Origin of the sequence: Paenibacillus larvae subsp. larvae, assembly GCF_002003265.1 — a bacterium.
Lineage (GTDB): Bacteria > Bacillota > Bacilli > Paenibacillales > NBRC-103111 > Paenibacillus_H > Paenibacillus_H larvae.
On record NZ_CP019687.1, the window covers coordinates 1,904,817 to 1,931,435 of the forward strand.

Here is a 26,619-nt window from a genome sequence, read left to right on the forward strand (position 1 = left end):
GCAATCAAAAAAACCTTCCGTCACAAAGGACGAAAGGTCTGACTTCCGTGGTACCACCTTCATTTCAGTGTGAAAACCGCCCATTTCTTGCTTAAAAAAACGGATTCACCCTGACACTTCAAGCAGGTAACGGCTGCAGGCCGGTAAGCGCTAAAGGTTTTCAAAGAAATCCTCTTCACGTTTACAACTCCGGGGTGACTTCAGCAAGATGCTTCCTACGGAACTTCTCAGCGCAGCAGCTCCGCTCTCTTTAAGGGCTATCCTACTTACTACTCCCCTTCTTCGTTCTTAACATTTAATATCCCCTCTGGATATAATCCACATTTTATACTAGCTGAATTCCCCTGTCCAGTCAATCTTTTATGGATCGGGATCGCTTATCACCAGCATATCCATATCGGACCCTGTCATAAACTAGCAATGAGCCTTTTTTTGATCAAAGTCACGGAAAAAATTAGCAAGGGAGTAGGTGGGAACAGACAATGCAAAAGTGGTGGTACAAATTCAGGTACACGATCCGTGGGGTCTTGTTTCCGATAATTTGTCTTCAATTTATCCGTACACTCATACTACCAAACAGCTTCGATGTATTTCTCCTGTTTATCCTGTTCTTGTTTTACCTGGGCTTTCTTTTCGAAGTGTATTGAAACAATCAAAATGAAGCCCGCAAAGCCCCGGTTTGGAGGAACCCAATGCCCGGGGCTTAACTTTTACTTTGGTATATATAAAATTTGCCCGGCGGATACTTCCTGATCCGACAGACGGTTATGAAGCTGAAGCTCACGCAGATTGATGTCATATTTTTTTGCTATGTCTTCCAGTGTCTCCTCCTTTTGTACAATACACATTTTCACTTTACGGAAAGGCTGCTCAGATTCCGAATTTACAAACAGGCGTTTCCATTCGAGAGCATCTGCACGGGGAACCTCATCTTCAAAATCCGGCTGCGTTCCCCCATTGGTGTCCTCTTCCCTTTCATTAGACTGCCCTCCACTGGAATGGACATAACCTGCAGCATCATCAAGTTGTTTTCCCGAAAAGGCCACCTTAAGTTCCTTCGGTTCTTCCGCTTTCTCTTCTTCCTCCTTTTGGACAGCAAATTCACCAGATTCGGCTACAGAATCAAATGAAATCGCGGTAGGTTCCCGTTGAAATTCCTCAGAAGACTCTTCTGGTTGAGGTTCTGCTGATAGGAACACTTCTTTTTGCGGAACCTCTTTTTGCAGAAAGGAAGTATTCTTGGAAGGCCCCGTGGAGGAAACCGGGGACTGTTCCTCTTCTTTAATCCGCTCCTGCTGCGGGGCTGCCTTTTCTTCCGGTTCCCGATTTACTGCCTCCGTCTTTCGTTCGGGAGTTACCGGTTCTTCCTGCAGAGGAGCAAATTCCGGTTTTTCTCCTTGCGGGGTTTGCCTGTTATCATTCTGGTGAATGAATACAAGTTCCTCTTCTTCGGGCCATACATCGGCCTCCTCTTCCTGATGGGAAAGTACTTCAACCCCATGAAGCGACAGTATTCCTGTTACATTAAGGCTCCGGGAAGACAGCAAGTCAATATCAAAATTTTCAATTTCAACCAATACATCGTCGGCCCTCTTGATCCGGTTCAAAGGCAATGAGATTTCTACTGGTATGTAATGTTCAAGATGGCGCTGCCCTTCATTTCCGTCCCCTATGTAACTCCCTGTAAGAATTAGATTTCCCTGCAAAACGGCCTGATCCTCTGCCGTCATCACCTGGATTTGTGGAATCAGCTCCACATCTTCCAATTCAAGGATATCGGCAGCATCTTCGGCGAGATGGATACGTTCGTAAATATCAAATCTAAGCCCTGTTTGCTGATCCGTCATAAGTTTTACGTCCTCCCTTCAGGAGATCGTTACGATCCCTCCAAATGACTCCACTGGCTTCTTCATATCTGTATCATTATATGGGTAAAGAAAGGACGGCATGACTATATTTTCGTCTCAGCCTTCAGTTTTGCATATAAGGCGGTAAAATCTCCCGGCCATGGTGCTTCTATCCTCAAATCCTCCCCCGTGATAGGGTGAGAGAAAGAGATCCGCTCCCCGTGCAGGGCCTGCCTGGAAATTAGTGCGGTATTCCCCCGTATAGCGAATCCCCCAAAAGAGGATGGCCAATATGACTAAGATGGACGCGAATCTGATGAGTACGTCCGGTTTCCAAGCTTAAATGGAGCAGTGCTGCCTGTTCTAGCTGTGCAGCTACAGCATAGCGGGTTACAGCATGTTGTCCTTTAAGGGTTACTCTTCTTTTGGACTTATGATGACGGTCACGCCCGATTGGCAAATCTATGACTCCTACCGTCGGTTCGATACACCCTTCCGCCAAAGCCGCATACTCCCTTCTGACCGTCTTTAGCCGCATGCCTTCGTCCAGCAGCAGGTGACTCCATTCATTTTTCGCATATAAGACAGCACCCGTTGTTTCGGCATCAAGTCTGTGAATATGCCGGACCCTGCACCTTTGCCCCTTTCTTCCTGCGGGATGTGCGGAATTTTGACCTCCATCCACGAACCTTTTCTGGTCCAGCTGATCATCGTTTGCTTCCCCTTTGTCTGCTTCTCCATACGATTATCCCGAGGAAAAGGATAAATGCACCTATCATGATCCATAAATCAATGGGAACATCCAAAATAAAATATCGCTTCATGTCGCCTTTCGTTCCTTTCCGGACTGCTTGATCCAATGTCTTATTCCAATTCTTATTGTAACAAAAATGAAATCTCTATTTAAACCTGGTATGCTATCATAGGAAAATAGCCTTTCCAGACAAAAATCAGATGATTCCACCAGAACATATAGGAGAGAAGCAAATTGAATATTTCTTTGAGAATTCTTAGTAATACTAAACAGCAATGGCAGAATTTTGGACGTATAAAAAAAACTCTCTTTGTCACTACTTTCATAGCTTTTTTGACATCTACCTTCTTATACATGACTCCTCCCGGCCAATCCATCATGAAGTTTTTGGCCAAAACTGTAATAACAACCCAGCACCGTGAGTGGGCCTGGATTCTCGTAGGCGCAGAAAAACGGGATCAAATGGTTCAAGCCATTCACGACATGAATGACCGCAATGCCAAGGAAAAGCAAGATTTAAATGCCGTCTCCTTCAATAAAAACAAGAGTATCGATCAACTCGTCAAAGTAGTTGACATTTCGGGAGATTATTGGGTAGGGAAAATGATGTACGTTTTTGACCCCCGCTCTATCCGAGTAGTGGTTCCCGGAAAAAAAGGAGAGGGAGAACGCATCACTTCCATGGTAGAACGCACCGGCGCTGTTGCCGGCGTAAACGGAGGCGGGTTTATTGATCCTGACGGCCTGGGTAACGGCTTTGCTCCAATCGGAGCCATTTTGTCCGGCGGAAAAGTATTGTATAACGATCAGAAAGAAGATATCCCCAGCATATTGTCGGCTTTACAGATAAAGGCACATTGGTTATCGGGAAGTATTCCATTGATCAACTGAGAGCCATGAAGGTTTCGGAAGCCGTCTCTTTCTATCCAAGAGTAATTGCCAACGGAAAACCGCTTATTACGAAGGGAGACGGGGGTTGGGGACGGGCTCCGCGTACTGCGTTAGGACAGCGTGCAGACGGAACCGTTATTTTCGTAGTGATTGACGGCCGCCAGGCTCATAGTGTAGGAGCCACACTTCGTGAGGTACAAGACCTTCTGCTGGAACAGGGCTGCATCAATGCCGGATTTTTAGATGGAGGAGCCTCTTCCGAAATGGTAAAGGATCGTAAACTGCTTACCCAACCATCCAGCAGATACGGCGAACGCAGATTGCCAAGCGGGTTCCTGATCTTTAACCGCCCGAAAGATGTAGAAGTCCATAACATTTGGGAAGGATTGAAGGAAATTGATCCGGGGGGGCCTATGATCATCCGGACTATTTGAAAGAGCAGGCAAACAAGAAATCAAAACCGAAAAAAAAGTAATTTACAAAAACACCGGGACGTGGTAGCACCGGAACATCAAAACCGGCTTCTACAGAAAAACCAAGTCCTGCTCCGGCGAAGACTCCGGTTCCCAGCAGTAAACTGAATCCGACGCCTGCAACAACTCCCGTCTCCAATCCAGACTGCAGACAAGGCGGAAGCAAGGAGCAGGTTACTCCCCCGCAGAAACGCATAATGAAGAGCCTTCGCAGGGTTAACGGTCTCATAAAAAAAGAAGCAGGGAGTTTTTCTCCCTGCTTCTTGCTATACTAACTACAGTTTGCGTATTTGGATCTGTTCTACAGAGTGGTCATACCCTTTGGTCAAGATTAAATCCGCTCTCCCTTTGGTAGGGAGGATGTTTTCTTTCAAGTTAATTCCGTTTATAGTCTCCCAAATTTCCTTCGCCACCCGGATAGCCTCATCTTCCGTCACATCTGCATATCGGCGGAAATAAGACGCAGGGTTGCGGAACGCCGTAGTCCGAAGCATAAGAAATCTTTCCAGAAACCACCGGACAATATGGTCCTCCTGCGCATCCACATAAATGGAATAATCGAAAAAGTCGGATACAAACACTCTGGGACGCTGATCCTGGGGATCCCCCCTACTTGAAGAACATTCAGCCCTTCCACAATCAGTATATCAGGCTGTTGGACAACAATATGCCGGTCTTTGACAATATTATATTCAAAATGGGAATATACCGGACACCGGACTTCACTCAAACCAGCCTTTACATCCGCCAAAAAACAAAGAAGCCGCTTGATGTCATAGCTTTCGGGAAAGCCCTTGCGGCGGAGCAGTCCTTTGGCTTCAAGCACCTCATTAGGGAACAGGAAGCCGTCTGTTGTAACCAAATCCACACGGAGATATTCCGGAAAACCGGCAAGTAAATGCTGAAGTACACGAGCCGTTGTACTCTTCCCGGCCGCTACACTCCCCGCAATACCAAGAATAAAGGGAACTTTCCGGGAGGGGCTCTGCAAAAAACGGCTGGCCTCAACATACAGCTGTTGGGAAGCTTTCACATGAAGATGAATCAATTTGGAAAGCGGAAAATAAACCTCCCTCACTTCTTTCAGTGATATAGTTTCATTAAGCCCTGTTAGCCTGGCTAATTCCTGTTCAGTCATGGCCGGCGTTTCATTCCGGCACAGGTTTACCAAATGCTCCCGGGTTAGTTTGAGGAAAGGAGAACGGTTAATTTTTGTATATGGGGTAGGCAAAGCCTGGACACCTCTTTCCGGTCGCTGACAAAATTCGAATGATTTCAATATAATTCACTCCGGCAGCAAGATCAAGTAAAAAAACTCCTCCTGGATTCCAAAGGAATTTTTTGCTCGAGCAGAAACGGCTTCGCAGCCCTGTTCGGAACGCCCTTCCCTCATCTAAAGATAATGCCGGTATGAATCATTAATAAACACCGATCCCCCGCCCGTGAGACGGAGAAACGGCGTTTATTTTTGCTGGTTATAATCTCTTCAAAGCCTGGCGGTTAGCCTCGATTGTGGCATCGATATCCTCATCCGTATGAGCTAACGATACAAACATCCCTTCAAACTGGGAAGGAGCGGCAGATACTCCATAATCCAGCATACGGGCAAAATAGGAAGTGAAGCGGTTCAGATCAGAGGTTTTGGCTGTTTCATAATTAATCACTCTCTGGTCCGTAAAGAATGGACATACCATGGACCCAACCCGGTTAATTGTGCAGGGAATTCCCGCTTCCCGGGCATTTTGGGCAAATCCCTCTTCTAATTTGGACGATTTACGCTCCAATTCTTCATACACACCCGGCTCCCCAAGCAAACGAAGGGTAGTATAACCTGCGATCATAGCCAGCGGGTTACCCGATAATGTACCGGCCTGATAGATCGGACCACTTGGGGCAATTCTCTCCATAATTTCCCGTTTCCCGCCATAAGCTCCTACAGGAAGGCCTCCGCCGATCACTTTCCCCAGACACGTAAGGTCAGGAGTTATACCGAACAGACCCTGGGCGCAATTCAAATGGACGCGGAAACCCGTCATCACCTCATCAAAAATAAGCAGTGATCCGTACTTTTCCGTAATATCGCGGAGTCCTTGAAGAAATCCCGGCAGAGGCGGAACCACTCCCATATTCCCCGCTATCGGCTCAACGATTACTGCCGCAATATCTTCACCGAAAGTATGGAATACTTCTTTTAAAGTATCCAAGTCGTTATAGGGTACGGTTATCGTATTAACCGCCACACTTTCAGGAACACCGGGACTGTCAGGAAGTCCCAATGTCGCCACTCCGGACCCCGCTTTAATCAGGAGAGAATCTGCATGGCCGTGATAGCTTCCTTCGAATTTCACAATCTTATTGCGTTTGGTATAGCCGCGGGCGAGGCGAAGAGCACTCATGGTCGCTTCCGTTCCGGAATTCACCATGCGCACAATATCAACGGAGGGTACGCGTTCAGTAACAATCCGGGCCATTTCTGTCTCAATCAGCGTCGGGGCCCCAAAGCTGGTTCCTTTTTCTGCGTAATCCTGAATCTGGGCAATGACTTCAGGGTGGGCATGTCCTAAAATAAGCGGTCCCCAGGACCCTACGTAATCTATAAATTCATTGCCGTCTATATCATATACTTTGGATCCCTTGGCATGATCAATATATAAAGGGGTAAGCCCAACGGACTTAAACGCTCGGACAGGACTATTCACACCGCCTGGGATCACTTTCTTGGCTTCTTCAAAAGCCTCTGCCGACTTCCTGTCTATTCGTAGGCGATTCGTGCTCATACTGCCAACTCCTTTGTACTAAAAATACTGGAGAACAGACATAATGAATTGGACTGCCTGCTCTACCCCTTAATGTGGTGGATCAGTTCTTTAGCCGTATCCCTTCCCTGCCTGATACAATCCGGAAGCCCGACTCCCTCAAAACCGGCACCAGTGACAAATACACCAGGCATATGTTCCCTTAAATCCCGGCGAAGCCGCCGGATAGCATCCAGGTGACCGACAGGGTATTGGGGCATTGACTTGTAGAGCCGGGTTACCTCATAAAATAAAGGCTCAGCAGTTACTCCCATCAAATCATGAAGATCCTCTTTAACACGGGAAACCAATTCCTCATCGTTCCATTCGGTCCAGCCTTCGTCTCCTGAACGGCCGACATAAAATCGCAGCAGTACCTTTCCTTCCGGAGCAGTATGCAGCCATTTCGCCGATGTCCATGTACAGGCAGTAATGGTACGCCCTTCCTTACGTGGAACTAAAAAGCCCGTTCCGTCAAGCACATGTTTGATTTCTTCTTCCTCGAAGGCCAGAATAACATTCGCTACCGAAACATAGGAGATGTCACGCAGTGGTTTTGCAGACGGAAGGGAACTTAAGAGCTCGCAGGAATGAAAGTTGGGTGTAGTTAGTACAATACCGTCCACTTTCTCTTCTTTTCCATCTTCAAACCGGACCAGGTAACCATCTTTTCTCTTATCAAACGATGAGACTCCACAGTTCTCCCTTAGTTCTACATGATTCTGGGACCGAAGCGTTTGCTCAAGCTTTCCAATCAGCACTTGAAGCCCGCCGGTAAACGTTAAAAATGCCGAAGAACAGGCTTCTTGGGGAATGTCTTCCGGAGCAGCGGATGCTCTGGCTTTCTTTTGATTCTCCATCATTCCAAGAATAAGGCTTCCGGCATGCTTCTCGGCCTGTTGGAACTGGGGAAACGTAGCCTGCAGGCTGAGCTTGTAAGTATCCCCGGCATAGATTCCTGCAAGAAGCGGCTCAACTACATGTTCAAGCATTTCCTTTCCCATCCTGCGTTCAAGAAAATCACCCAGTGATTCATCCCCATTCTCTTTTCCCACCGGCAAAGTTACATCCTCCGCAACACGCCGTTTGCCTTCCGGTGAAATCAGGCGGCTCGCCAAAAACGGAGCCCACTGGGTAGGAACCCCGAGAACAAGTCCCGGGGGAATTAAGTGGAATTCCTTTTCTTTTAAAATATAGGTCTTTTGGGCCTTAGGATTGGTTCCTGTCAGTTCAGACATAAGCTCCAACTCCCTGGACAAGTCCAGAATAGGGGTCTTTCTTGCCAGAAATGAATCAGGCCCTTTTTCAAATACAAACCCGTCCCGGCGAAGAGTATGAATTCTCCCTCCGAATTTTCCGGTCTTTTCCGCAACTATAATTTGGACAGGGACGTCATCCTCTTCCGCGTAACGCTGAAGATAAAAGGCGGCGCTTAAACCTGTCATGCCTCCTCCGACGACGAGCAATTTTGGTCTTTGCTTCATGTATACCTGCCTCCCTTTTTCCTGCTACCCGATTCCCTTTTTATCCAAGCTGCTGTACAATGACATCACTTAGCGTTTTCATGTAAAGCGGGTCGGTTCCAAGCATAGCAGTCCGCTCCAGATGCATGCCAAGATCTTTAGCCAATCCCTGGCACTCAATATCGATGTCATACAAGATTTCAAGATGTTCCGAAACAAAACCGATCGGGCATATTAGCACATTTCCTACCCTCTCTTCCTCATGAAGGGTCCGAAGCACATCCAAAATATCCGGCCCCAGCCATGATACGGATGTCCTCCCGGCGCTTTGCCAGCTAAACTGCCATTGGGATAATTGTGCCTTTTCCGCAATAGCATGAGAAGTTGCAAGAAGCTGATCCGGGTATGGATCATTCATTTCAACGATTTTTTCCGGTAGGCTGTGCGCCGTAAAGATCACTTTAACTTTTTCTTTTTCCGAATCTTCAAACTTATCCAGTCCCTCATTGACCCTGGCCGTCCATGCTTCAATTAATGCCGGATGAAGATGATAGCTTTCCACAAAGCGAATCTCCAGCCCTTCCTTCTCTGCCGCTTCCCGGGCACGCTTTATATAGGATCCTATACTCATCACAGAGTAATGGGGGGCCAGTACTACAGCAACTGCTTCCTTTATTCCATCCTTCACCATCTGTTTCACGCCTTCCTCAATAAACGGGTAAGCATGTTTTAAACCTTGATAACATACAAATTCCCGGTCAGAATAACGGTGGTTAAGCGTCTCATCCAAAGCAGCCGCCTGTTCATCCGTATTGGCTCTTAACGGGAACACTCCCCCGACAATGGCTTTATAACGGTCGGTCAATTCTTTCAGCTGTTCCGGACTCGGCTTGTTTCCTCTTCTGATATGGGTATAGTAAGCTTCAATCTGTTCAAGGCTTTCGGGCGTTCCATATGACATAACGAGAACGCCTGTTTTAGGTTTGGTCATTGTTGATGTACCTCTCCTTTCAACTGTTTGGCAATAGCGGTTCGGGAATATTCATGCACAAAATCCGTAAGTTCCCGCAATTTATCTAATGAGGCTTCAGGAAATAGCCCGTGGCCCAGATTGAATACAAAGCCCGGACGCTGAATGCCTTGATCTATGATCGCCTTAGCCTTCGCTTGAATCAACGGCATCGGGGCAGTGAGTACATACGGGTCCAGATTCCCTTGTACGGCAAAGGTATGATCCAGCCTTTTCCGCCCTTCTTCTACAGATACTCTCCAATCTAGGCCGATAACGTCTGCTTTGAGATGGCGAAGAACCGGAAGCAGCTCCCCTGAACTGACTCCGGGAAAATAAATTTTCGGTACAGGCTGGTCCTGGATATCCTCAAATATCCGTTCGATAGTTGGTAGTACATAGAAGGAGAAGTCCTCCGGAGACAAAGTCCCTACCCAACTGTCAAACAACTGAATAGCCTTGGCTCCGTTAGCGATTTGGGCTTTCAAATAAGCAATAATCATATTCCCTAATTTTTCCATCAGAGCAAACCAGACTTTAGGCTGGCTGTACATCATCGTTTTGGTTTGAATATAAGATTTCGACGGGCGGCCTTCAATTAAATAACTGGCGATAGTAAATGGCGCCCCGGCAAACGTAATCAGAGGGACCGTCAATTCCCTGTCCAAAATACGGATTGTCTCCATGATATGAGGCAGGTCCCCATCCACATCAATAGGTCGAAGCGTTTCCACATCTTTTGAAGTCCGCAACGGATGTTCGATAACAGGACCGATATTTTTGACAATATCGAATTTCACCCCTAAGGAAGCTACCGGGTTCATGATATCCGAGTATAAAATTGCCGCATCTACTCCCAGTTTTTTTACCGGCATCATCGTTACTTCTGCAGCCAGTTCAGGTTGTCTGCAAATTTCCAGCAATGTATAAGATTCCTTGATTTTCCGGTAGTCAGGATCATATCGGCCAGCCTGGCGCATATACCAAACGGGCACGGTATCTATAGACTCTCTGCGGCAAGCCCGCAGGAACAAATCATTCATGCCTTTCACACGGTCTTCCCCCCTATCAGATGATGATTTTATCCAGTATCTCCTTATTATAAGGGCGGTATAGCCCAATCACTTGGAAACTTTCCGAAAATCCTATGACAATATGCACAAGTGTTCGGTAGACATGTAAAACAAACGAATCCTCCTTCTTCCCTAAGAAGAGAGAGGATTCGTTAGAACCTTGTCTTTTGGTTACTTCCCGCTCAGCCAGCGGGCGGCATCTTTGGCAAAGTAAGTGAGTATGATGTCGCTTCCTGCGCGTTTAAATCCGATTAACGTTTCAAGAACAACGGCTTTTTCATCGATCCATCCTTGAAGGGCTGCCGCTTTTACCATGGAGTATTCGGCACTGACGTTATAGGCTACAACCGGAAGGTCAAAGTTATGTTTCAGTAATGAGATGATGTCCATATAAGCAAGAGCCGGTTTCACCATAAGAAAATCTGCTCCTTCGGTAACATCGCTTTCCGCTTCTCTCAATGCTTCCCGAACATTGGCCGGATCCATTTGATAGGTTTTACGGTCTCCAAACTGCGGGGTAGAATGAGCCGCATCACGGAATGGACCATAAAAAGCGGAGGAATATTTGACGGAATATGCCATGATCGGAATATGGGCAAAACCCGCTTCATCCAATCCGCAACGGATCGCCTGCACATAACCGTCCATCATGTTGGAAGGGGCAATGATGTCAGCTCCTGCCTTAGCCTGGGATACAGCAGTTTGGACAAGCAGTTCCAACGACTCGTCGTTAGCCACGTCCGCCTTTTGCGTAGCAGGATCTACATGAACCACGCCGCAGTGTCCGGTATCTGTGAATTGGCATAAGCAAGTATCCGCAATCACAAGCAGATCCGGATAATACTTTTTGATCAGACGTGTCGCTTCCTGGACAATCCCATGCTCTTCATAAGCGGAAGTACCGGCAGCATCCTTATGTTCCGGTACCCCGAATAACAAAATACCGGGAAGGCCAAGCTCGACAATTTCTTTCAGTTCTTCTTCAAGCCGGTCCAGGGAGAAGTGAAATACTCCCGGCATTGAAGGGATTTCTTCCTTTATGTTCTTCCCGTGGGTTACGAAAATAGGCTGAATCAGGTCATGGACGGAAAGGTTGGTTTCCCGGACCATGTTTCTCATTGCGGCCGAACTGCGAAGACGGCGATGGCGTTTAAAGGTTGTTGTCATGATAATATCCTCCTTCTCTATTAAAAGAATGAATCGGATCCGGCACCTGCCTGCAGTGCCTCGACCAGGGAATCAATTGTAGCTTCTGCTGCTGTCCGGTAACGGGAGAACCCGTTTTTATGCAGGGTTTCAGCCGTTTTGGGACCTATACAAACAAGTTCCAGCGGGGCAAGGAGTTCCTGAGGGTTTACGGCCCCAGCCTGCCGCAGGGCTTCAAGCAAATTATTCACTGTGGAAGAACTGGTAAAAGTGACGGCATGAAGCGCTCCATCGCGGAGAAGTTCCAGCACTTCTTCCACCCCTTCCGTGGAAAGCACATTTTCATACACATCCACTTTAGTGACATGTACGCCTCTGCGGGAAAAGTTTTCCTCCAGCAGTTTACGTGCTATATTTGCGGTGGGAAGAAGGACATGCTGCCCAGACCGGATATGCTCCTCCAAGCCGGCAAGAAGGCCTTCAGCCACAAATTCCCGGGGGATAAAATCCGGAATCAATCCCCGGTTGCGTAATGCATCAGCCGTAGCAGGTCCTACTGCCGCGATTTTTGCCCCGTACAGCCGCCGGATATCTATGTGATGTTTTGTTAAATATTCGAAAAAAAAGTCTACTCCGTTCACGCTAGTAAAAAGAATCCAATTATAAAGTTCAAGGCAGGACACTGCTTGTTCCAGGGCGCGGATAGCCTCCGGCCTGGACGGCTCCCTCAACGATATCACGGGAAATTCTACGGGTTCACCGCCCAGATCTTCGATCTTGGCCGCCAGTTCACTTGCCTGGCTGCGTGCGCGGGTCACCAGAATCCGTTTGCCAAACAGCGGTTTCTGCTCAAACCAGGATAGCTTGTCCCGAAGGCGGACTACTTCCCCGATAATAATAACAGCGGGGGATGTAAAATTGGCTTCCAGTGCTTTGCCTGAGATTGTCCTCAGCGTTCCGGTTATTGTCTCCTGTTCCATCCATGTTCCCATGCAGATGATCGCAGCGGGAGTATCCGGAGACTTGCCGTGGCTGATTAACCTTTCGCAAATATTGGATAAATTGGCGACACCCATAAGAAATACAATGGTGCCAATCCCTTTGGCAAGATGTTCCCAGTCCAGTTTGCTATAAGTTTTGTTCAGGTACTCATGTCCGGTAACAATGGCAAAGGTTGAGGTGAAGTCGCGATGGGTCACCGGTATTCCCGCATACGCCGGAACTGCAATAGCCGATGTTATGCCCGGGATCATTTCATAAGGAATCCGATGCTCCTTAAGCTGTTCCGCTTCTTCCCCCACACGGCCGAAAATGCTGGGGTCCCCTCCCTTCAGCCTTACTACTATCTTCCCTTCCAAAGCCAGATTAACCAGGAGGCGGTTGATGTCCTCCTGTTTCATCATATGCTTGTCCGGATGCTTGCCGACAAAGATAGTTCCGGCCCCCGGCTTTCTATGTTTGAGCAACCTGGGACTTGCAAGGCGGTCATAAACGATAACATCCGCTTTTTGAATCGCTTCAAGACCTTTCAGGGTTATTAATTTTGGATCACCCGGACCCGCTCCGACAAGGTAAACTTTCCCTTTCCCCAACCTGCACCTCTCCTATCTATTCATGCATAGCATCTGCCAGTATCCTGTCCGCTCCCCGTCCAATCAGGGCATCAGCCAATTGAAGCCCGAGCTCTTCCGGACGCGTTCCCTGCCGCGTCTCCTTAAGCAACTTACTGCCGTCGGGAGAACCGACCATGGCTGTGAGCGTAAGCAGCGGCTCTGTACCGCCGCTGTGGTCCACGCTTGCAAAAGCTCCAAGCGGGACCTGACAGCCGCCGTTGAGGCGGCCCAGGAAGGCCCGCTCCGCTCTTACCGCAAGCGCGGTATCATCGTGCTGGATCAGCTTCAGCAGATCCAGCACGAAAGCATCGCCGCCCCGGCACTCAATGCAGAGGGCTCCCTGGCCTACGGCAGGGAGACACTGTTCGGGCGGCAGATAGCCGCTGATGCGTTCTTCCCAACCCATCCGGTGCAAGCCGGCTGAGGCCAGTACAATCGCATCGAAGCCTTCCGATTCGAGCTTGCGCAGCCTCGAATCAATATTTCCCCGTACCGAACGAATCGTAAGGTCCGGACGGGCATGCAGCAGCTGGCTGCCGCGCCGCAGCGAGCTAGTTCCGACAAGAGCTCCCTGGGGAAGTTCATCCAGGGATACATATCCTTTTGTAAGGATACAGTCCCTAGGGTCCTGTCGTTCCGGAATGGCTCCGATTACCAGTCCTTCCGGCAGTTCAAACGGCATATCTTTCATGCTGTGAACGGCCAGGTCAATCTCCCCGTTCAGCATAGCTTGCTCAATTTCCTTCACAAACAGCCCTTTACCGCCAACCTTGGACAAAGTAACATCAAGAATTCGGTCACCTTTGGTGACAATCTTGCGTATTTCAAACTCCACCTGAAGCCCTGCCTCCCGGCACCTCTTTCGCAGCTCGTCCACCACTTGTCCGGTTTGCGTAAGCGCCAAAGCACTTTGCCTCGTTCCAACCACGATCTTGCGCATCCTGTCTTTCCCATCCCTTCTTCAGTTGAATTAAAGAATGTACCGGTTTCACCCATGTTCTTTTGTATGACAAGAATCCGTCCTGCAACTTCCAATAAAAGACTGGATGCCTGTAGCCGCTGCATACTGATCCAGGTTTTCTCCGGATATCCCTTCGTCCAAATGACGGTAAAAACCTTGAACCCATGAATCGAACCGCCCGTTTACAATCACTGAGTCGAGGGGCCATGACTGCACTATTTTTAATAGTTCATGCCGTTCTTCAGAAGAGGGTATTCTTTCCCGAAGCCATTTCCTGAACTGTCCCAAAAAATCCAGATAGGTCTCATATTCCGGACCATACATTCCCGCGAGTTCACGCTTTATCCTGGCTGCAGCTGCAGGCCCTGCCCCTCCCGTGGAAACTGCTATTGCCAGCTTTCCCCTTTTCAATACAGCCGGAACACAGAAGCTTCCGGCATCCGGATTATCAGCTGCATTCACCAATTTTCCCGCTTGCCTGGCTTCTTCAATCACGGCCTGATTCACCCGCGGCTCATTCGTAGCGGCAAAAACAAGAAGAGGCTCAAACCTGCGTATATCCCCCTCTTCATATTTTCTCCGTTCCAGACGAATTCGCCCTTTATTTACAAGCTCATTAAGACCTGAAGATAGCTCAGGACTAATCAAGAGCACATCGGCTCCGGCTTCCAGTAGGTGGGATGCTTTCCGCTCGGCAACACGGCCCCCGCCCACGATCAGGCAAACCATTTCTTTAACATTTAACATTATCGGGTATACCGTCATCGCGGGGCCCCCATTCCATACCAGTCATGAAAGTTTGAATAAACATTGGTTACTGCCAAATTTAAAAGTACAAACCCAAAAGCCCCCAAATTCCAGACAGCAAGCTTACCACCGCTAACTTTAAGCACACGGTACCGATATAAATAAAAAGAGTATGCGGCAAGAACCAGGATGGAATTCATTACTTTTGGATCAAAAAAATACATATCATGCCCGCTGAGCGCTATCCATACACATCCCAAAACAATGGAAAGCAGCAATAACGGAGTCCCGACGAGAACAGCATATACCGCATAAGTCTCCAGATTTTCCAAAGACGGCATCCGCTTCATAAACTGGTTCCAGTTCTTTCGCTTTAACATCTTATACAAAATCAGATACAAAGCAGAAAATACTGCCGCCGTTGTGAAAGCCGCATAGCTGCCTATGGCCATGGAAACATGGATGAACAGCAGCTCATCTTTTATGTGCCAGCTTTGCAGCAACGGAGAGGGGCTAGTTGTGCTAAAAAAATTGAGTGCAAGAACGGCAAAGCTTAGCACGTTTACAACATATACGACTAAATCTATACGAAAAATACGATTTAGAATAAACGAAATGGTGACCAGAAGCCAGGACAATAAAAACAAGGTTTCGAACATGGAAAATACAAAGCTAACCCGATGATCATAAAGACGGCTGCACAGGTACGCAGTTTGAAGCACCCATACAAACGAAAGCAGCCCTGTACCCATCCGTTTTGCATTCCGATTTGCCCGGGCAATATCGGAAAAGGAAAACAGCAGGCTCAGGGCGTACAGGTAGAGGATGGCATCGTATAATACGCTTGGGCTTATCATAGCACCACTCCCGATCCGATTTGGAAGAATATCATGTACGGGCTAAAGCTTCAAGCCGTCCAAGCGTGATTCTGGATAGCTCGTCCTTCCACTTGCCTTCTTCCTTGGCATCCTGCCGCATTACCCCGACAGCAGCCTGTCCGGGATGCTTTTCTGCTTCTAGTAATTCTTCAAGAGCAAAAATGTGGGTAAAGAGATCCAGTGCTTCATTACCATCCCGTTCCGCGGCCATTTCCTTAATGCGCAGGATAGGGTCACGGAGCATCTGGTTAACTATGCTTTTCGTTAATTTGTGAATGATTTTCTTTTCACGATCGGTCAGATCAGGCAGCTTATTCATCAAACTTGCCATAGTTTCCTGATGGATTGAGTGCGCTTTGGATTGAAGGGCGTGAATAACCGGGCTAACCCCCAGCATTTTAATCCACTGTTCAAAAATCTCCACTTCGGCCCGGATTCTCTCTTCAATGGCCAAAGCCGCTTTCTTCCGCTGTTCCATGTGTGTTTCCACCAGTGAATTCAAATCATCGATGTCGTATAGAAAAACTTCCGGCATATCACTGATAGCCGGGTCTATGTCCCTTGGGACAGCAATATCCATCATGAACAGCTGCCGTGACTTCCTGCGGGAAGCCATCACCTGTTCCACTTGTGATTTGGTCAATATATATTCATTCGAACCGGTCGAACTGATCACAATATCCGTATGGACCATCTTTGTCAGCATTTGATCGGCAGCGACGGGTACCCCCCAAATTTGGCGGCCAGTTCAGCTGCTTTAGCAAAAGTCCGGTTGACGACATAGATTTGTCCAACACCGCCTGCATGCAAATGCTTCACGGTCAGTTCACTCATCTTGCCGGCACCAATAATCATTACAGTTTTGTTCGTATATAGGCCAAAAATATGACGCCCCAACTCTACGGCGGCGTAACTTACAGATACGGGATTATCAGCAATGCCTGTCTCGGCGTGAGCTTTCTTAGCCATAGTCACTGCCTGTTTAAACAAGGTGTTAAAATAAGTACCTGTTGCCTTCAGGGATTGGGACAAGAAGAAAGCCTCCTTCACCTGCCCCAAAATCTGAGTTTCCCCGATGACCATAGAATCCAGACCGCTCGTTACCCGAAATAAATGGGCAAAGGCTTCCCGGTCTTCTTTTATATATAAATGTTGCTGAAATTCCTCTTTAGGAACTCCAAACGTTTGTTCCAAGAATTTACGGATATAATGTGCTCCCACATTCGCGCGGTCAACTACAGCATATATCTCCGTACGGTTGCATGTGGCCACAATAACACATTCGAGGATGCTTTTCGTTTCCCGCAGTTCCTGAACAGCTTGTGTTAGCGCTTCTTTGGAAAACGCAAATCGCTCTCTGGTCTCTACTGGAGCGGTTTTGTAGTTCAACCCGACCACGATCGTGTGCATAGATCCACTACCTCCTCTTGTCTGTATTACCTTACACATTATATCATAGGCAGGGCACTTTACCGACAAATTATTTGAATAAATTATGAAAGACCTGCTGAATCCTTTCTAGTTTGCTCGGCCCAAAGGCAGTCTATACCAATATTCAGCCTTATTCCTGTCCTTTCCCATTTATTCGCGCAGTTTTTTCTCAAGCAGTTTCGCCAGTTGATTATCTGCCTCGGACAGAGCCTTTCCATTAGAAGATATAGGAGAGCCGTTTGGACTTACCAGCTTTTGATACGATTCATACATAATTCCGTACAGTTTGGCCGCTTCCTGAAGTGCCCTCGTTTCTTCCTTCTTCAATGCCCGCCCGCCTCCAATCTGCATTCGCAAAATGGCCTGCATCAGTTCAGAGAGACTCCGCAAGGAGGGAATATGCTTTTCTCCAAATGCAGCCACCAGCCTTTCATGCGAATAAGTAGCCGAATACAGAACTTGTTTCAGCGGGTCCAATTGGGTCGTCTGTTCAATTCGTCCTGGATCTTGCAGATAACTGTTCAGCAGTTCCATCTGAAACAGGGATACTTGGAAAAGCAAATACCCCGCATCCTTTTCATTTGCCTTCCCCTGAAAAAAATGAAACAGTTGCGACAGCGGCCATAGGCAGATTAGTACGGTCACTACTATTTTTATAACAGGACCAGTTATTTTTTTTCGCATGGTTTGCTCCCTCCCCCTTAAACTTGTCTTGCTGTATACATTGTATGGGAGGTGCAGAAAACAAATAACCACAGATATATTTATCCGTGGTTTTTAAAAATCTTGTATATGCAAATGTCTTTGTTATTCACTTATTCTCATTTTGTCAATTCTGCTTATTTTACTACCGGTGTTTCCACTTGAAACTCACCCATACCCCGGACAAGTTTCTTAGCGTAAACCTTCTCAGGCTTCAAAACCGAAACCATGTAATCAATGGCCAACCCGGGGTCGACAGTCTCCCCACAGGTATAGCAATCCAATGCTGCGAATCCTCTCTCAGGATAAGTATGAATGGATAAGTGACTTTCAGACAGCAATACCAAAACAGTAGCGCCTTGTGGCTCGAATTGCTTGGACTGAACAGATAGTACGGTTGCACCACAAACTTCAGCAGCCTCCACCATTTGAGATTGCAGCCATTCTGCATTGTTCAAAAGGTCGAAGTCCACTCCCCAAGTATCTACAGCAACGTGTCTTCCGAAAGTTGAGTATTCCATCTTCCGGTTCCCCCTTCCTAGGAATAAAATTGGTTTGATTTCATCCGCTAGGACCTACGTCATTCACTTCCCGAGGGAAAAATCTCTCGCAACATTACATGTCCTGAGTGAATCCTGGTTCCTATATTGTTTTCAACGAACTTAAAAATAACATTTGTTGAGAAGAAAAGCAATACCTTTTTAAAAAAGAAGAAACAATTGGCATATTTTTTTTGGATTTGTCATGAAGAATCAATTTCAAAACTTATAAAATTGATTATGAATCCCGCCCTTTTACTTTATTAGGCATTAGTCTGTTTGGTGATCAGTTTAAGGAAACAAAAAAGAACCGTAAGTGACGGTCCCTTTTCCAACAAACATAATTTATTTTCTTTATGCTTCTAAAACAAACAACCGATGCGTTAGTTCTTTCAGCTGGTTATCGATTTTGGTATGGATTTCGTTCTCACGGACATGGATGCGTAAATCCAGAAGACGGTTAATCTCTTCATAAATCATCTGTATCTCATGTTCTATTTCATTTTTTTGATACAGCAGTTCCAGCTGCCCTAAGGTATCTTTATGTTCAAAGACCACCCTTTCATTACCGTCTTTTACTTCCTTGATCTGAATTACTTTCCCCTGCTGGTAGTAATACACCATGGTGAAACCACGGAAGATCCGTTTGGAAACGGCAGCCCCTTTAAATTCAGCTATTGCTTTACGCATGATATTGGCGAGCCGGATGCTCGTGAACCGGTAGGTATCTCGGCAGATATACTGACCGGCAATTTGTTCAAATGACAGGACAACTTCTTGGCCGGCATCGTCCAGAAATACAATCTCCTGACGTCCTTTATCCAGTACTTTGACCTGTAGGGTAACTTGTTGCTCGGTAAACATTTGAATAAATTTAGACATTTCGGCTTCCGTTAATTGCAGGCGGGTTTTGACATATTCCGTCGCTAACCTCTGTGCCATTGGAAATCCCTCAATTCTATTTTTTCAAGCCATGAAGAAATTTTGAGTTTTATGCTCATCTCATATTATACTACAACCAGCCTTAATATTCCTCTCAACCGGTCTCGAAATTCCGGCGAATTTCAAGAAAAAACGCACCTTTTTCCTCGGCTTTTTGAATGAATATACAAAAAACTCTTGATCTTTGCTTAATTTATGCTGTCTTCTCCTTCGTTTAGTAACCTTTTTTAAAAATGTTTAATGCGCTTCTTTCAAATGCTCTGTTTTTCACATTTGCATTAAGCTTGTCTTTCTTTTTATAGGAATGAATAATTATGAATTAAATTAGCATTTTATACATTCGTTGTACCGCTCACCTATTTTATCATCCAGCGTTAGTAAAAACCGCCATTATTCCTTAATGGCGGTTTTCTGCTGTTCCCAGCCGATTTTATTCTCAATAAAAGACCAAAGTTCCTCCTTGCCTTGGCCGGTTTCCGAAGAAAACACAATCATATGGTCTGATTTTTCAAACTCTAACGTTTCTTTGATAACCTTGCAATGCTTTTGCCATTTTCCTTTGGGGATTTTGTCCGCTTTCGTGGTTACAACGCAAACAGGCAGTTTGTGATGTTTTAACCAGGCGTACATCGCTTGATCGTCTTTAGTCGGAGGATGCCTTAAATCTATCAGCTGCAGCACAAGCTTAAGAGGCTCCCGCTTGAGCAAATAGTTCTCAATAAATTTTCCCCACTCTGCCCGTTTCGCTTTGGATACTTTGGCATACCCGTACCCCGGCAGGTCTACAAAATACAAATCCTGATTAATCAGATAATAATTGAGCGTTTGTGTTTTGCCTGGCTGCGAACTAGTCCGGGCTAAATTTTTCCGGTTGATCAGTCGGTTAATCAAAGAAGACTTCCCAACATTAGAACGCCCTGCCAGGGCAATCTCAGGCAAGGCATCCGTTGGATATTGGGAAGGTCCAACCGCACTGATCACAAATTGTGCTTCATTGACCTTCATGTTTTCCCCACTCTTTCGTTATACTTCCACTTTTTCAACAAGCGCTTCCCTAAGAACTTCATTCATATGAGAAACCGGATAAAAGGCCAGTTCTTCCCTGACACTTTCCGGAATGTCTTGAATATCTTTCTCATTGTCTTTTGGAATAACTACTTTTCGTATCCCCGCACGATGGGCAGCAAGGGTTTTTTCCTTTAATCCGCCGATCGGCAGTACTCTTCCGCGGAGTGTAATTTCCCCTGTCATTGCGACTTCCCGGGATACCGGGATTTGAGTTAGCGCCGAGATTAAAGCTGTACACATCGAAATTCCGGCAGACGGCCCATCCTTAGGAATGGCCCCTTCCGGGATGTGGATGTGAATATCATATTTTTCATGAAAATCCGGAGCAATATTCAGTTCTTTCGCTTTGGAACGGCTATAACTGAATGCGGCTTGTGCGGATTCCTTCATAACATCTCCAAGTTTCCCGGTCAAGGTCAGCTTACCGCTTCCCTCCATTATGGTAACCTCAATAGTCAGCGTATCCCCGCCTACCTCTGTCCAGGCAAGACCGGTTACTGCACCTACCTGGTCTTGTTCTTCTGCAAGGTTGTATCTGAATTTCGGCGAACCCAAATAATCATCCAAATCCCCTTTGGACACTTCCACTTCCAAATCCGGGTAAGATACGATCTTCTTGGCTGCTTTACGACATACGCTCGCCAACTGCTGTTCAAGTCCTCTTACTCCTGCTTCCCGTGTATACCCCCTTATGATTTGCATTAGGGCATCCTCTCCTACGGTGAGCTGGTTTTCTTGAAGCCCGTGGTCCCGGCGCTGTTTCGGAAGCAAATATTTTCGGGAGATTTCAAGCTTTTCGATCTCCGTATATCCCGGAATATAAAGCATTTCCATCCGGTCAAGAAGGGGACGGGGGATATTATGCACAGCATTTGCAGTTGTGATGAACATAACATTAGACAAGTCGAACGGAATTTCAATAAAATGATCACTAAATGTATTGTTTTGTTCCGGATCAAGTACTTCCAGTAGAGCCGCTGACGGGTCCCCACGAAAATCCATGGACATTTTATCGATTTCGTCCAGCAAGAAAACAGGATTGAGTGATCCGGCCTGCTTCATTCCCTGGATAATTCTTCCCGGCATAGCTCCGACATAAGTACGCCGGTGTCCCCGGATCTCAGCCTCATCCCGAACGCCTCCCAAAGAAATACGGACAAATTCACGGCCCATGGATCTTGCGATAGATCTCGCTATGGACGTCTTACCTACTCCAGGAGGGCCCACGAGACATAAAATCGGCCCTTTCAGCTTTTGCACCAATTTTTGGACGGCAAGGTATTCCAGAACCCTTTCCTTCGGCTTCTCCAGCCCGTAATGATCGGCGTCCAGAATTTCTTCCGCCTTGTGAATATCCAGATCATCTGGTGTTTTTTGGTTCCATGGAAGAGACAGAAGCCAATCAATATAATTCCGAACTACACTGCCTTCAGCCGATGAGGAAGGCATTTTCTCCAAACGGTCAATTTCTTTTTCGATCTTGTCTTCCACTTTTTCCGGGACTTGCTTTTCCTCAAGCTTGGCTCTTAATTCTTGGGCTTCTCCGGCACGGCCTTCTTTCTCTCCCAGCTCTTTTTGGATCGCTTTCATTTGTTCCCGCAAATAATATTCCTTCTGGGTCTTCTCCATCTGTTTCTTGACCCTCTGACTGATCTTGCGTTCCAGTTCCAGGACTTCCCGTTCATTATTTAAAATGGCAAGAAGCTTTTCCAGACGTTTCCCGACATCTATAGTTTCAAGCACTTCCTGCTTGTCTTTTATCTTGAGAGGCAAATGACTGCTAATCACATCAGCCAGTCTTCCCGCATCATCAATATCAGATACGGCGGCAAGCGTCTCCGGGGTTACTTTTTTAGACAACTGGATGTAGTGCTCAAACTGTGTTAAAACGGTACGCATGAGAGCATCAATTTCCGGGTCATCACCGCTTTCTTCCGGAAGTTCTTTGGCTGTTACTTCATAAAACTCATCATTGGCCATATATTCGGTCACTTCTGCCCTCATTATTCCTTCAACCAGTACGCGAATGGTGCCGTTTGGTAATTTAAGCATTTGTCTGACCTTCGAAATGGTGCCAATACGATATATATCATCCGTATTAGGTTCCTCAATGTTTACTTCGGACTGGGAACAAAGCAGGATCATACTATCATCGACCATCGCTTTTTCAAGAGCTTTTACGGATTTTTCCCGTCCAACATCGAGATGAAGCACCATACTAGGATAAACAAGCAAACCTCTCAAAGGGAGCAGAGGCAGCCGTCTCACCTTCAATTTGTTCGACCCCATCTTCCGACACCTCCACTTACTTCTCTCTATACATAAGTTGTAATCATAGTTGTTACTATTGTAACAAAATTGCCTTTAAAACACCAATACACACCCTGAATGCCCATCATCCAGGATGTGTTTGTCAGGCCCATATACGCTCTTTTAGATTAAGACTCCAGTGTCTTATTCGGCTTGGCATGCAGCATAGACAGCTGGGAAGGAATCCCTGCATCTGGTTCCATTTCGTCGTCCGGACATTCTATACCTTCACATTCCAGCCCCAGGGATAACTGCAGCACTTCCTGGACAGAGTCTACAGGTACCACTTCCACACCCGGAAGATCTTTGAACAGTTCCTGCCAGTTCTCTTTTGGTATTAGTACTTTTGTAGCCCCGGCCTGTAAAGCAGCTTCCACTTTGGCTACCACGCCTCCAACGGGTTTGACCCTGCCGTGGATGCTCATCTCGCCAGTCATGGCTAACCGGTTATCCACCGGAATCCGGTAAATAGCCGAGGCAATTGCTGTTGCCATAGAAATTCCGGCGGAAGGTCCGTCAATCGGCGTTCCCCCGGGAAAGTTAATATGGAGGTTGAAATCTTTTGGTCTCATTCCGAGACGTGTCAGCACGGTAAGCACATTTTCTACGGAACCTCTGGCCATACTTTTACGCCGTATAGTTCTTGCTCCTCCGCCCATTTCCTCCTCATCCACTACTCCGGTAATGTTAAAAATTCCGGCTCCGGGACGGGCGGCTTTAATTGCTATAACCTCGATTTCAAGAAGCATTCCCAGATTGGGACCGTACACGGCAAGCCCGTTAACGAAACCAATTTGCGGTTCCGGGGGTACTTTCCGTTCCGGCCGAGGTGAGATTTGTGAACTATTTACAACCCATTCAATTTGTGCAGCCGTAACCTGCTCCATATTTTCTGTCATGGCGATTCCGGCAGCCAGTTGTATGATATTGACCGCTTCCCGCCCATTTGTCGCGTATTTCTTAACAACTTCAACTGCAGCGGGGTTTTGTGGAAATCCGATCTTATCCAAAGCATTTTCCGCAATCCTCCCGATTTCTTCCGGCAGTAAGGGACGAAAAAAAATTTCCATGCACCGTGAACGAATGGCAGGCGGAATTTCATCCGGTGTACGGGTGGTAGCACCTACAAGCCGGAAATCTGCCGGAAGTCCGTTTTGGAAAATGTCATGAATATAACTTGGAATATTTACATCCTCTGAACTGTAATAGGCACTTTCCAAAAAAACTTTGCGGTCTTCAAGTACTTTCAATAATTTATTCATTTGGATCGGATGGAGTTCACCAATCTCATCAATGAACAAAATGCCTCCGTGAGCCTTCGTAACTGCTCCGGGCTTCGGCTGAGGAATACCGGCTACGCCCATTGCACCTGCTCCCTGATAGATCGGATCATGGACAGAGCCAATCAAAGGATCGGCAATACCCCGCTCATCAAAACGGGCGGTTGTGGCGTCGATTTCAGTGAATTTGGCTTCCTGTCTGAAAGGGGATTTTATATTTTTCTTGGCTTCTTCAAGCACAACGCGGGCAGCTGCCGTTTTTCCTACTCCGGGTGGACCGTATATTAGGACATGCTGGGGATTGGGACCGCACAGAGCGGCCTTTAATGCTTTTAGCCCCTCTTTCTGCCCTACTATGTCTTCTAGAGAAGACGGCCTGGTTTTCTCCGCCAGCGGCTTGGTTAAAGTGATTGATCTCAGTTTACGCAGTTTCTCCATTTCTTTGCGGGATTCCCGGTCAATAGCGGATCGGTTCGTTTGCTGCCCGCGCAGTAAATTCCAAAAATACAAGCCTATAACAATGGCAAAAAAGACTTGGACCAGCATTAAAATAATACTTAGACTCATGGCTTCAGCCCTCCTGTACTTCCATAAACAACATCTCCTACATGGCAGTATTCCCCTTCACAAGCTGGAATAACCGGGAAGAATAAAAACTTTTATCAATAAAGAATGATCAGCGTCCAAAAGAAGAAACCTAAAACAGATACTTCTGACAGCAGAATCCGTTTCATAAAGGCTGGAAACTCGTTCTGAAATGGAATTAGTAAAGAAAGAAAAGGATGATCATTTTGAAAAAAATTGGTACCATTTTATGCGCCATGTTGATTTGTATATGTAACTGGATTTCTCCGGCAGAGGCTTACAGCTTTAATGACAATCGTAATCCGGTTCTTCCCCATACGGATATAGTACTGGATGCAGGACACGGTGGTATTGATGGGGGTACTGTATATGGAGACATTTTGGAGAAGGATATAAATTTGGCTATTGCCAAAAAAACCTATGATCTGCTTATTGACAAAAAATTTCGGGTTATTCTGAACCGGTCGGATGATCATGCACTTAGTGACGATAACAGATGGCTTAAAAACAGGAGCCGCCACCTGCGGGATTTGGCCCAACGTAAACAACTTGCAAACGAAATGAATGTAAAAATTCTGGTCAGCATTCATGCTAATTCTTCGCGAAACCGGCATGAGAGCGGGGCTATCGTCCTCCACCAAAAAAAGGACGAAAGCAAACTTCTCTCCTCTTATTTGCAAAAAGAATTGAATCAAATAACAGGGGTTCCTAATAAGTCTGTCTACGGAAAAAAATATTACCTGCTGAAGTTTACAAAGTGTCCTGCGGTAATAGTGGAAGTAGGGTTCTTGACGAATGAAACAGACCGCAAGCGTATGACCAGCGAACAGGGACAGAAACAAATTGCCGAAGCTCTGGTTAAAGGAATTGACCGTTATTTGAAGGAAGTATTAAACCATCCTTAATATCACCTTTACAAAAAAATCACGACCCCGGAAAGGAATCGTGATTTTTCCTATTTATTCGTCATTTTTTCCAAATGGTGTTTTCGTCCAGGTATCTCACCTGTCCGTTCATAGGCATCGACAATATGGTCAATTTCTTTCTTCAACTCGTTTACTAGCTCGGCTTCCGGCACTTTGCGGATCATTTCTCCATAACGGAACAGCAATCCTTCACCGCGGGCGCCAGCAATCCCAATATCAGCTTCTCTGGCTTCTCCTGGCCCATTAACCGCACAACCCAATACGGAAACTTTTATCGGCACCTTAATTTTGGAGATGTACTCTTCCACTTCATTCGCAATAGAGAACAAATCAATGTCCAGCCGCCCGCAGGTGGGACAGGATACCAAAGTTGCCGCATTCGTGATTAATCCGAAGGATTTCAGTAATTCGCGGGCCACCTTCACTTCTTCCACCGGATCAGCACTGAGAGATATCCTTATGGTAGATCCTAGTCCCATACTTAGCAGCGCACCCAGACCCGCTGAGCTTTTTACCGTCCCGGCAAATAAAGTACCGGCTTCTGTAATCCCTAGATGAAGGGGATATCGGATGACTTCAGCGGCCTTGCGGTAAGCCTCGATTGCCATTGGGACATCTGATGCTTTGAGGGATACAATAATATCGTGAAAGTCTAAATCTTCCAATATTTGGATGTGATAAAGTGCACTTTCTACCATGGCATCCGGAGTAGGATATCCGTATTTCTCCAGAAGATGATTTTCAAGAGAACCTGCATTCACGCCGATCCGGATCGGAATGCCCTTTTCTTTGCAGGCTTTCACTACTGCTTCCACTTTTTCGCGGCGGCCAATGTTCCCTGGATTAATCCGGACTTTATCGATGCCATTTTCAATGGCTTTTAAAGCCAGTTTGTAATTGAAATGAATATCTGCAACGAGCGGAATATGAATCTGCTTTTTAATTTCTTTAATGGCATCAGCCGCTTCATCATTATTTACCGTTACCCTGACAAGCTGGCACCCTGCCTCTTCGAGACGATGTATTTCTGCGATTGTAGCTTGTACGTCCGCTGTCTTCGTGGTACACATGCTTTGAATGATAACCTCATCACTACCACCGACCGTTAAATTGCCGACACGGACAGGAACGGTTTCTTTTCTGTGAAACATATACGTCTCTCCCTAACCAAAAACATCCTCCGCTC

At 46.6% G+C, this 26,619-nt stretch carries 23 protein-coding genes, 2 pseudogenes and 1 other annotated feature; of the genes and pseudogenes, 4 read left to right on the plus strand and 21 right to left on the minus strand.

Going from position 1 to position 26,619, the window contains the following annotated elements:
* Positions 1 to 22: 22 nt before the first annotated feature.
* Positions 23 to 292: a binding site (T-box leader), on the minus strand.
* Between the two features lie 190 nt (positions 293 to 482).
* Complete coding sequence (locus tag BXP28_RS25760; protein ID WP_024094773.1) at positions 483 to 647, plus strand: YszA family small membrane protein; 165 nt, start codon at positions 483 to 485, stop codon at positions 645 to 647.
* Positions 648 to 710: 63 nt separating this feature from the next.
* Here BXP28_RS25760 and BXP28_RS09855 read toward each other — a convergent pair whose 3' ends face one another.
* The gene (locus tag BXP28_RS09855; RefSeq protein WP_023484268.1) at positions 711 to 1,847 is read right to left on the minus strand and encodes a LysM peptidoglycan-binding domain-containing protein; all 1,137 of its coding nucleotides are present in this window, start codon (positions 1,845 to 1,847) and stop codon (positions 711 to 713) included.
* Positions 1,848 to 2,088: 241 nt separating this feature from the next.
* Positions 2,089 to 2,532: an RluA family pseudouridine synthase gene (locus BXP28_RS09860; RefSeq protein WP_313779487.1), complete on the minus strand. Its 444-nt coding sequence runs from the start codon at positions 2,530 to 2,532 to the stop codon at positions 2,089 to 2,091.
* A gap of 303 nt (positions 2,533 to 2,835) precedes the next feature.
* Between BXP28_RS09860 and BXP28_RS24190 the strand changes: the two genes are divergently transcribed.
* Both BXP28_RS24190 and BXP28_RS24195 read left to right on the plus strand, forming a co-directional pair.
* Complete coding sequence (locus BXP28_RS24190; RefSeq protein WP_257125683.1) at positions 2,836 to 3,492, plus strand: hypothetical protein; 657 nt, start codon at positions 2,836 to 2,838, stop codon at positions 3,490 to 3,492.
* Positions 3,459 to 3,926 carry a phosphodiester glycosidase family protein gene (locus BXP28_RS24195; protein ID WP_257125684.1) on the plus strand — a complete coding sequence of 156 codons (468 nt, stop codon included), beginning with the start codon at positions 3,459 to 3,461 and terminating at the stop codon, positions 3,924 to 3,926. The genes BXP28_RS24190 and BXP28_RS24195 overlap by 34 nt, the downstream gene beginning before the upstream one ends.
* On the opposite strand, the gene BXP28_RS24200 is transcribed toward BXP28_RS24195, so the two are convergent.
* From BXP28_RS24200 to lonB, 18 genes and pseudogenes are all read right to left on the minus strand, one after another.
* Positions 3,919 to 4,161, minus strand: a complete 243-nt coding sequence (locus BXP28_RS24200) for a hypothetical protein (protein ID WP_237089043.1) — start codon at positions 4,159 to 4,161, stop codon at positions 3,919 to 3,921. The two genes, BXP28_RS24195 and BXP28_RS24200, sit on opposite strands and share 8 nt — an antisense overlap.
* Positions 4,162 to 4,240: 79 nt before the next feature.
* A pseudogene (gene coaA, locus BXP28_RS09870) lies at positions 4,241 to 5,196 on the minus strand (type I pantothenate kinase).
* A gap of 244 nt (positions 5,197 to 5,440) precedes the next feature.
* Complete coding sequence (hemL, locus tag BXP28_RS09875; RefSeq protein WP_023484272.1) at positions 5,441 to 6,742, minus strand: glutamate-1-semialdehyde 2,1-aminomutase; 1,302 nt, start codon at positions 6,740 to 6,742, stop codon at positions 5,441 to 5,443.
* A gap of 62 nt (positions 6,743 to 6,804) precedes the next feature.
* The gene (hemG, locus tag BXP28_RS09880; RefSeq protein ID WP_036656358.1) at positions 6,805 to 8,244 is read right to left on the minus strand and encodes a protoporphyrinogen oxidase; all 1,440 of its coding nucleotides are present in this window, start codon (positions 8,242 to 8,244) and stop codon (positions 6,805 to 6,807) included.
* 40 nt (positions 8,245 to 8,284) lie between these two features.
* Complete coding sequence (gene hemH, locus BXP28_RS09885; RefSeq protein ID WP_023484274.1) at positions 8,285 to 9,214, minus strand: ferrochelatase; 930 nt, start codon at positions 9,212 to 9,214, stop codon at positions 8,285 to 8,287.
* Positions 9,211 to 10,275, minus strand: a complete 1,065-nt coding sequence (gene hemE / locus BXP28_RS09890; RefSeq protein WP_040931466.1) for a uroporphyrinogen decarboxylase — start codon at positions 10,273 to 10,275, stop codon at positions 9,211 to 9,213. Before hemE ends, hemH begins: the two co-directional genes overlap by 4 nt.
* A 201-nt stretch (positions 10,276 to 10,476) precedes the next feature.
* Positions 10,477 to 11,472, minus strand: coding sequence for a porphobilinogen synthase (gene hemB / locus BXP28_RS09895; RefSeq protein ID WP_024094779.1), 996 nt, complete (start codon positions 11,470 to 11,472; stop codon positions 10,477 to 10,479).
* A 20-nt stretch (positions 11,473 to 11,492) separates the two neighbouring features.
* Positions 11,493 to 13,043, minus strand: a complete 1,551-nt coding sequence (gene cobA, locus BXP28_RS09900; RefSeq protein WP_023484277.1) for a uroporphyrinogen-III C-methyltransferase — start codon at positions 13,041 to 13,043, stop codon at positions 11,493 to 11,495.
* Between the two features lie 16 nt (positions 13,044 to 13,059).
* On the minus strand, positions 13,060 to 14,004 hold the full coding sequence (gene hemC / locus BXP28_RS09905) for a hydroxymethylbilane synthase (RefSeq protein WP_023484278.1): 945 nt from the start codon (positions 14,002 to 14,004) through the stop codon (positions 13,060 to 13,062).
* Between the two features lie 48 nt (positions 14,005 to 14,052).
* Positions 14,053 to 14,790 (minus strand): precorrin-2 dehydrogenase/sirohydrochlorin ferrochelatase family protein, encoded by a 738-nt coding sequence (locus tag BXP28_RS09910; protein WP_051428016.1) that lies wholly within the window; start codon positions 14,788 to 14,790, stop codon positions 14,053 to 14,055.
* The gene (locus tag BXP28_RS09915) at positions 14,787 to 15,629 is read right to left on the minus strand and encodes a cytochrome c biogenesis protein (RefSeq protein ID WP_023484280.1); all 843 of its coding nucleotides are present in this window, start codon (positions 15,627 to 15,629) and stop codon (positions 14,787 to 14,789) included. The genes BXP28_RS09910 and BXP28_RS09915 overlap by 4 nt, the downstream gene beginning before the upstream one ends.
* A 31-nt stretch (positions 15,630 to 15,660) precedes the next feature.
* Positions 15,661 to 17,060, minus strand: a pseudogene (gene hemA, locus BXP28_RS09920) (glutamyl-tRNA reductase).
* A 171-nt stretch (positions 17,061 to 17,231) separates the two neighbouring features.
* Complete coding sequence (locus BXP28_RS09925) at positions 17,232 to 17,765, minus strand: hypothetical protein (RefSeq protein ID WP_023484282.1); 534 nt, start codon at positions 17,763 to 17,765, stop codon at positions 17,232 to 17,234.
* A gap of 155 nt (positions 17,766 to 17,920) precedes the next feature.
* Positions 17,921 to 18,304: an adenosylmethionine decarboxylase gene (gene speD, locus BXP28_RS09930; protein ID WP_036656356.1), complete on the minus strand. Its 384-nt coding sequence runs from the start codon at positions 18,302 to 18,304 to the stop codon at positions 17,921 to 17,923.
* A gap of 372 nt (positions 18,305 to 18,676) precedes the next feature.
* Positions 18,677 to 19,264, minus strand: coding sequence for a hypothetical protein (locus tag BXP28_RS09935; protein WP_023484284.1), 588 nt, complete (start codon positions 19,262 to 19,264; stop codon positions 18,677 to 18,679).
* Positions 19,265 to 19,654: 390 nt separating this feature from the next.
* Entirely contained in the window at positions 19,655 to 20,269 is a 615-nt protein-coding gene (gene yihA / locus BXP28_RS09940) for a ribosome biogenesis GTP-binding protein YihA/YsxC (protein WP_023484285.1), read from the minus strand.
* Between the two features lie 18 nt (positions 20,270 to 20,287).
* Positions 20,288 to 22,621, minus strand: a complete 2,334-nt coding sequence (lon, locus tag BXP28_RS09945) for an endopeptidase La (protein WP_024094787.1) — start codon at positions 22,619 to 22,621, stop codon at positions 20,288 to 20,290.
* Between the two features lie 149 nt (positions 22,622 to 22,770).
* Positions 22,771 to 24,489, minus strand: a complete 1,719-nt coding sequence (gene lonB / locus BXP28_RS09950; protein WP_046655163.1) for an ATP-dependent protease LonB — start codon at positions 24,487 to 24,489, stop codon at positions 22,771 to 22,773.
* 224 nt (positions 24,490 to 24,713) lie between these two features.
* On the opposite strand from lonB, the gene BXP28_RS09955 reads away from it, so the two are divergent.
* Positions 24,714 to 25,412 (plus strand): N-acetylmuramoyl-L-alanine amidase family protein, encoded by a 699-nt coding sequence (locus BXP28_RS09955; RefSeq protein WP_024094789.1) that lies wholly within the window; start codon positions 24,714 to 24,716, stop codon positions 25,410 to 25,412.
* 50 nt (positions 25,413 to 25,462) lie between these two features.
* Here the strand turns inward: BXP28_RS09955 and ispG are convergent, their stop codons facing one another.
* A complete protein-coding gene (ispG, locus tag BXP28_RS09960; protein WP_023484289.1) occupies positions 25,463 to 26,584 on the minus strand; it encodes a flavodoxin-dependent (E)-4-hydroxy-3-methylbut-2-enyl-diphosphate synthase in 1,122 nt (373 codons plus the stop codon).
* Positions 26,585 to 26,619: the final 35 nt, after the last annotated feature.

Excerpts from the sequence above, each read along its gene's own strand:
- BXP28_RS09925 (WP_023484282.1), bottom strand. The coding sequence starts at position 17,765 with ATGCGAAAAAAAATAACTGGTCCTGTTATAAAAATAGTAGTGACCGTA.
- yihA (WP_023484285.1), bottom strand. The coding sequence starts at position 20,269 with ATGAAGGTCAATGAAGCACAATTTGTGATCAGTGCGGTTGGACCTTCC.
- hemB (WP_024094779.1), bottom strand. The coding sequence starts at position 11,472 with ATGACAACAACCTTTAAACGCCATCGCCGTCTTCGCAGTTCGGCCGCA.
- BXP28_RS09935 (WP_023484284.1), bottom strand. The coding sequence starts at position 19,264 with ATGGCACAGAGGTTAGCGACGGAATATGTCAAAACCCGCCTGCAATTA.
- hemC (WP_023484278.1), bottom strand. The coding sequence starts at position 14,004 with ATGCGCAAGATCGTGGTTGGAACGAGGCAAAGTGCTTTGGCGCTTACG.
- BXP28_RS09910 (WP_051428016.1), bottom strand. The coding sequence starts at position 14,790 with ATGACGGTATACCCGATAATGTTAAATGTTAAAGAAATGGTTTGCCTG.
- ispG (WP_023484289.1), bottom strand. The coding sequence starts at position 26,584 with ATGTTTCACAGAAAAGAAACCGTTCCTGTCCGTGTCGGCAATTTAACG.
- BXP28_RS09855 (WP_023484268.1), bottom strand. The coding sequence starts at position 1,847 with ATGACGGATCAGCAAACAGGGCTTAGATTTGATATTTACGAACGTATC.
- lon (WP_024094787.1), bottom strand. The coding sequence starts at position 22,621 with ATGGGGTCGAACAAATTGAAGGTGAGACGGCTGCCTCTGCTCCCTTTG.
- hemL (WP_023484272.1), bottom strand. The coding sequence starts at position 6,742 with ATGAGCACGAATCGCCTACGAATAGACAGGAAGTCGGCAGAGGCTTTT.
- BXP28_RS09915 (WP_023484280.1), bottom strand. The coding sequence starts at position 15,629 with ATGATAAGCCCAAGCGTATTATACGATGCCATCCTCTACCTGTACGCC.
- lonB (WP_046655163.1), bottom strand. The coding sequence starts at position 24,489 with ATGAGTCTAAGTATTATTTTAATGCTGGTCCAAGTCTTTTTTGCCATT.
- hemH (WP_023484274.1), bottom strand. The coding sequence starts at position 9,214 with ATGACCAAACCTAAAACAGGCGTTCTCGTTATGTCATATGGAACGCCC.
- BXP28_RS25760 (WP_024094773.1), top strand. The coding sequence starts at position 483 with ATGCAAAAGTGGTGGTACAAATTCAGGTACACGATCCGTGGGGTCTTG.
- BXP28_RS24200 (WP_237089043.1), bottom strand. The coding sequence starts at position 4,161 with ATGCGTTTCTGCGGGGGAGTAACCTGCTCCTTGCTTCCGCCTTGTCTG.
- speD (WP_036656356.1), bottom strand. The coding sequence starts at position 18,304 with ATGGAATACTCAACTTTCGGAAGACACGTTGCTGTAGATACTTGGGGA.
- hemG (WP_036656358.1), bottom strand. The coding sequence starts at position 8,244 with ATGAAGCAAAGACCAAAATTGCTCGTCGTCGGAGGAGGCATGACAGGT.
- hemE (WP_040931466.1), bottom strand. The coding sequence starts at position 10,275 with ATGAATGATTTGTTCCTGCGGGCTTGCCGCAGAGAGTCTATAGATACC.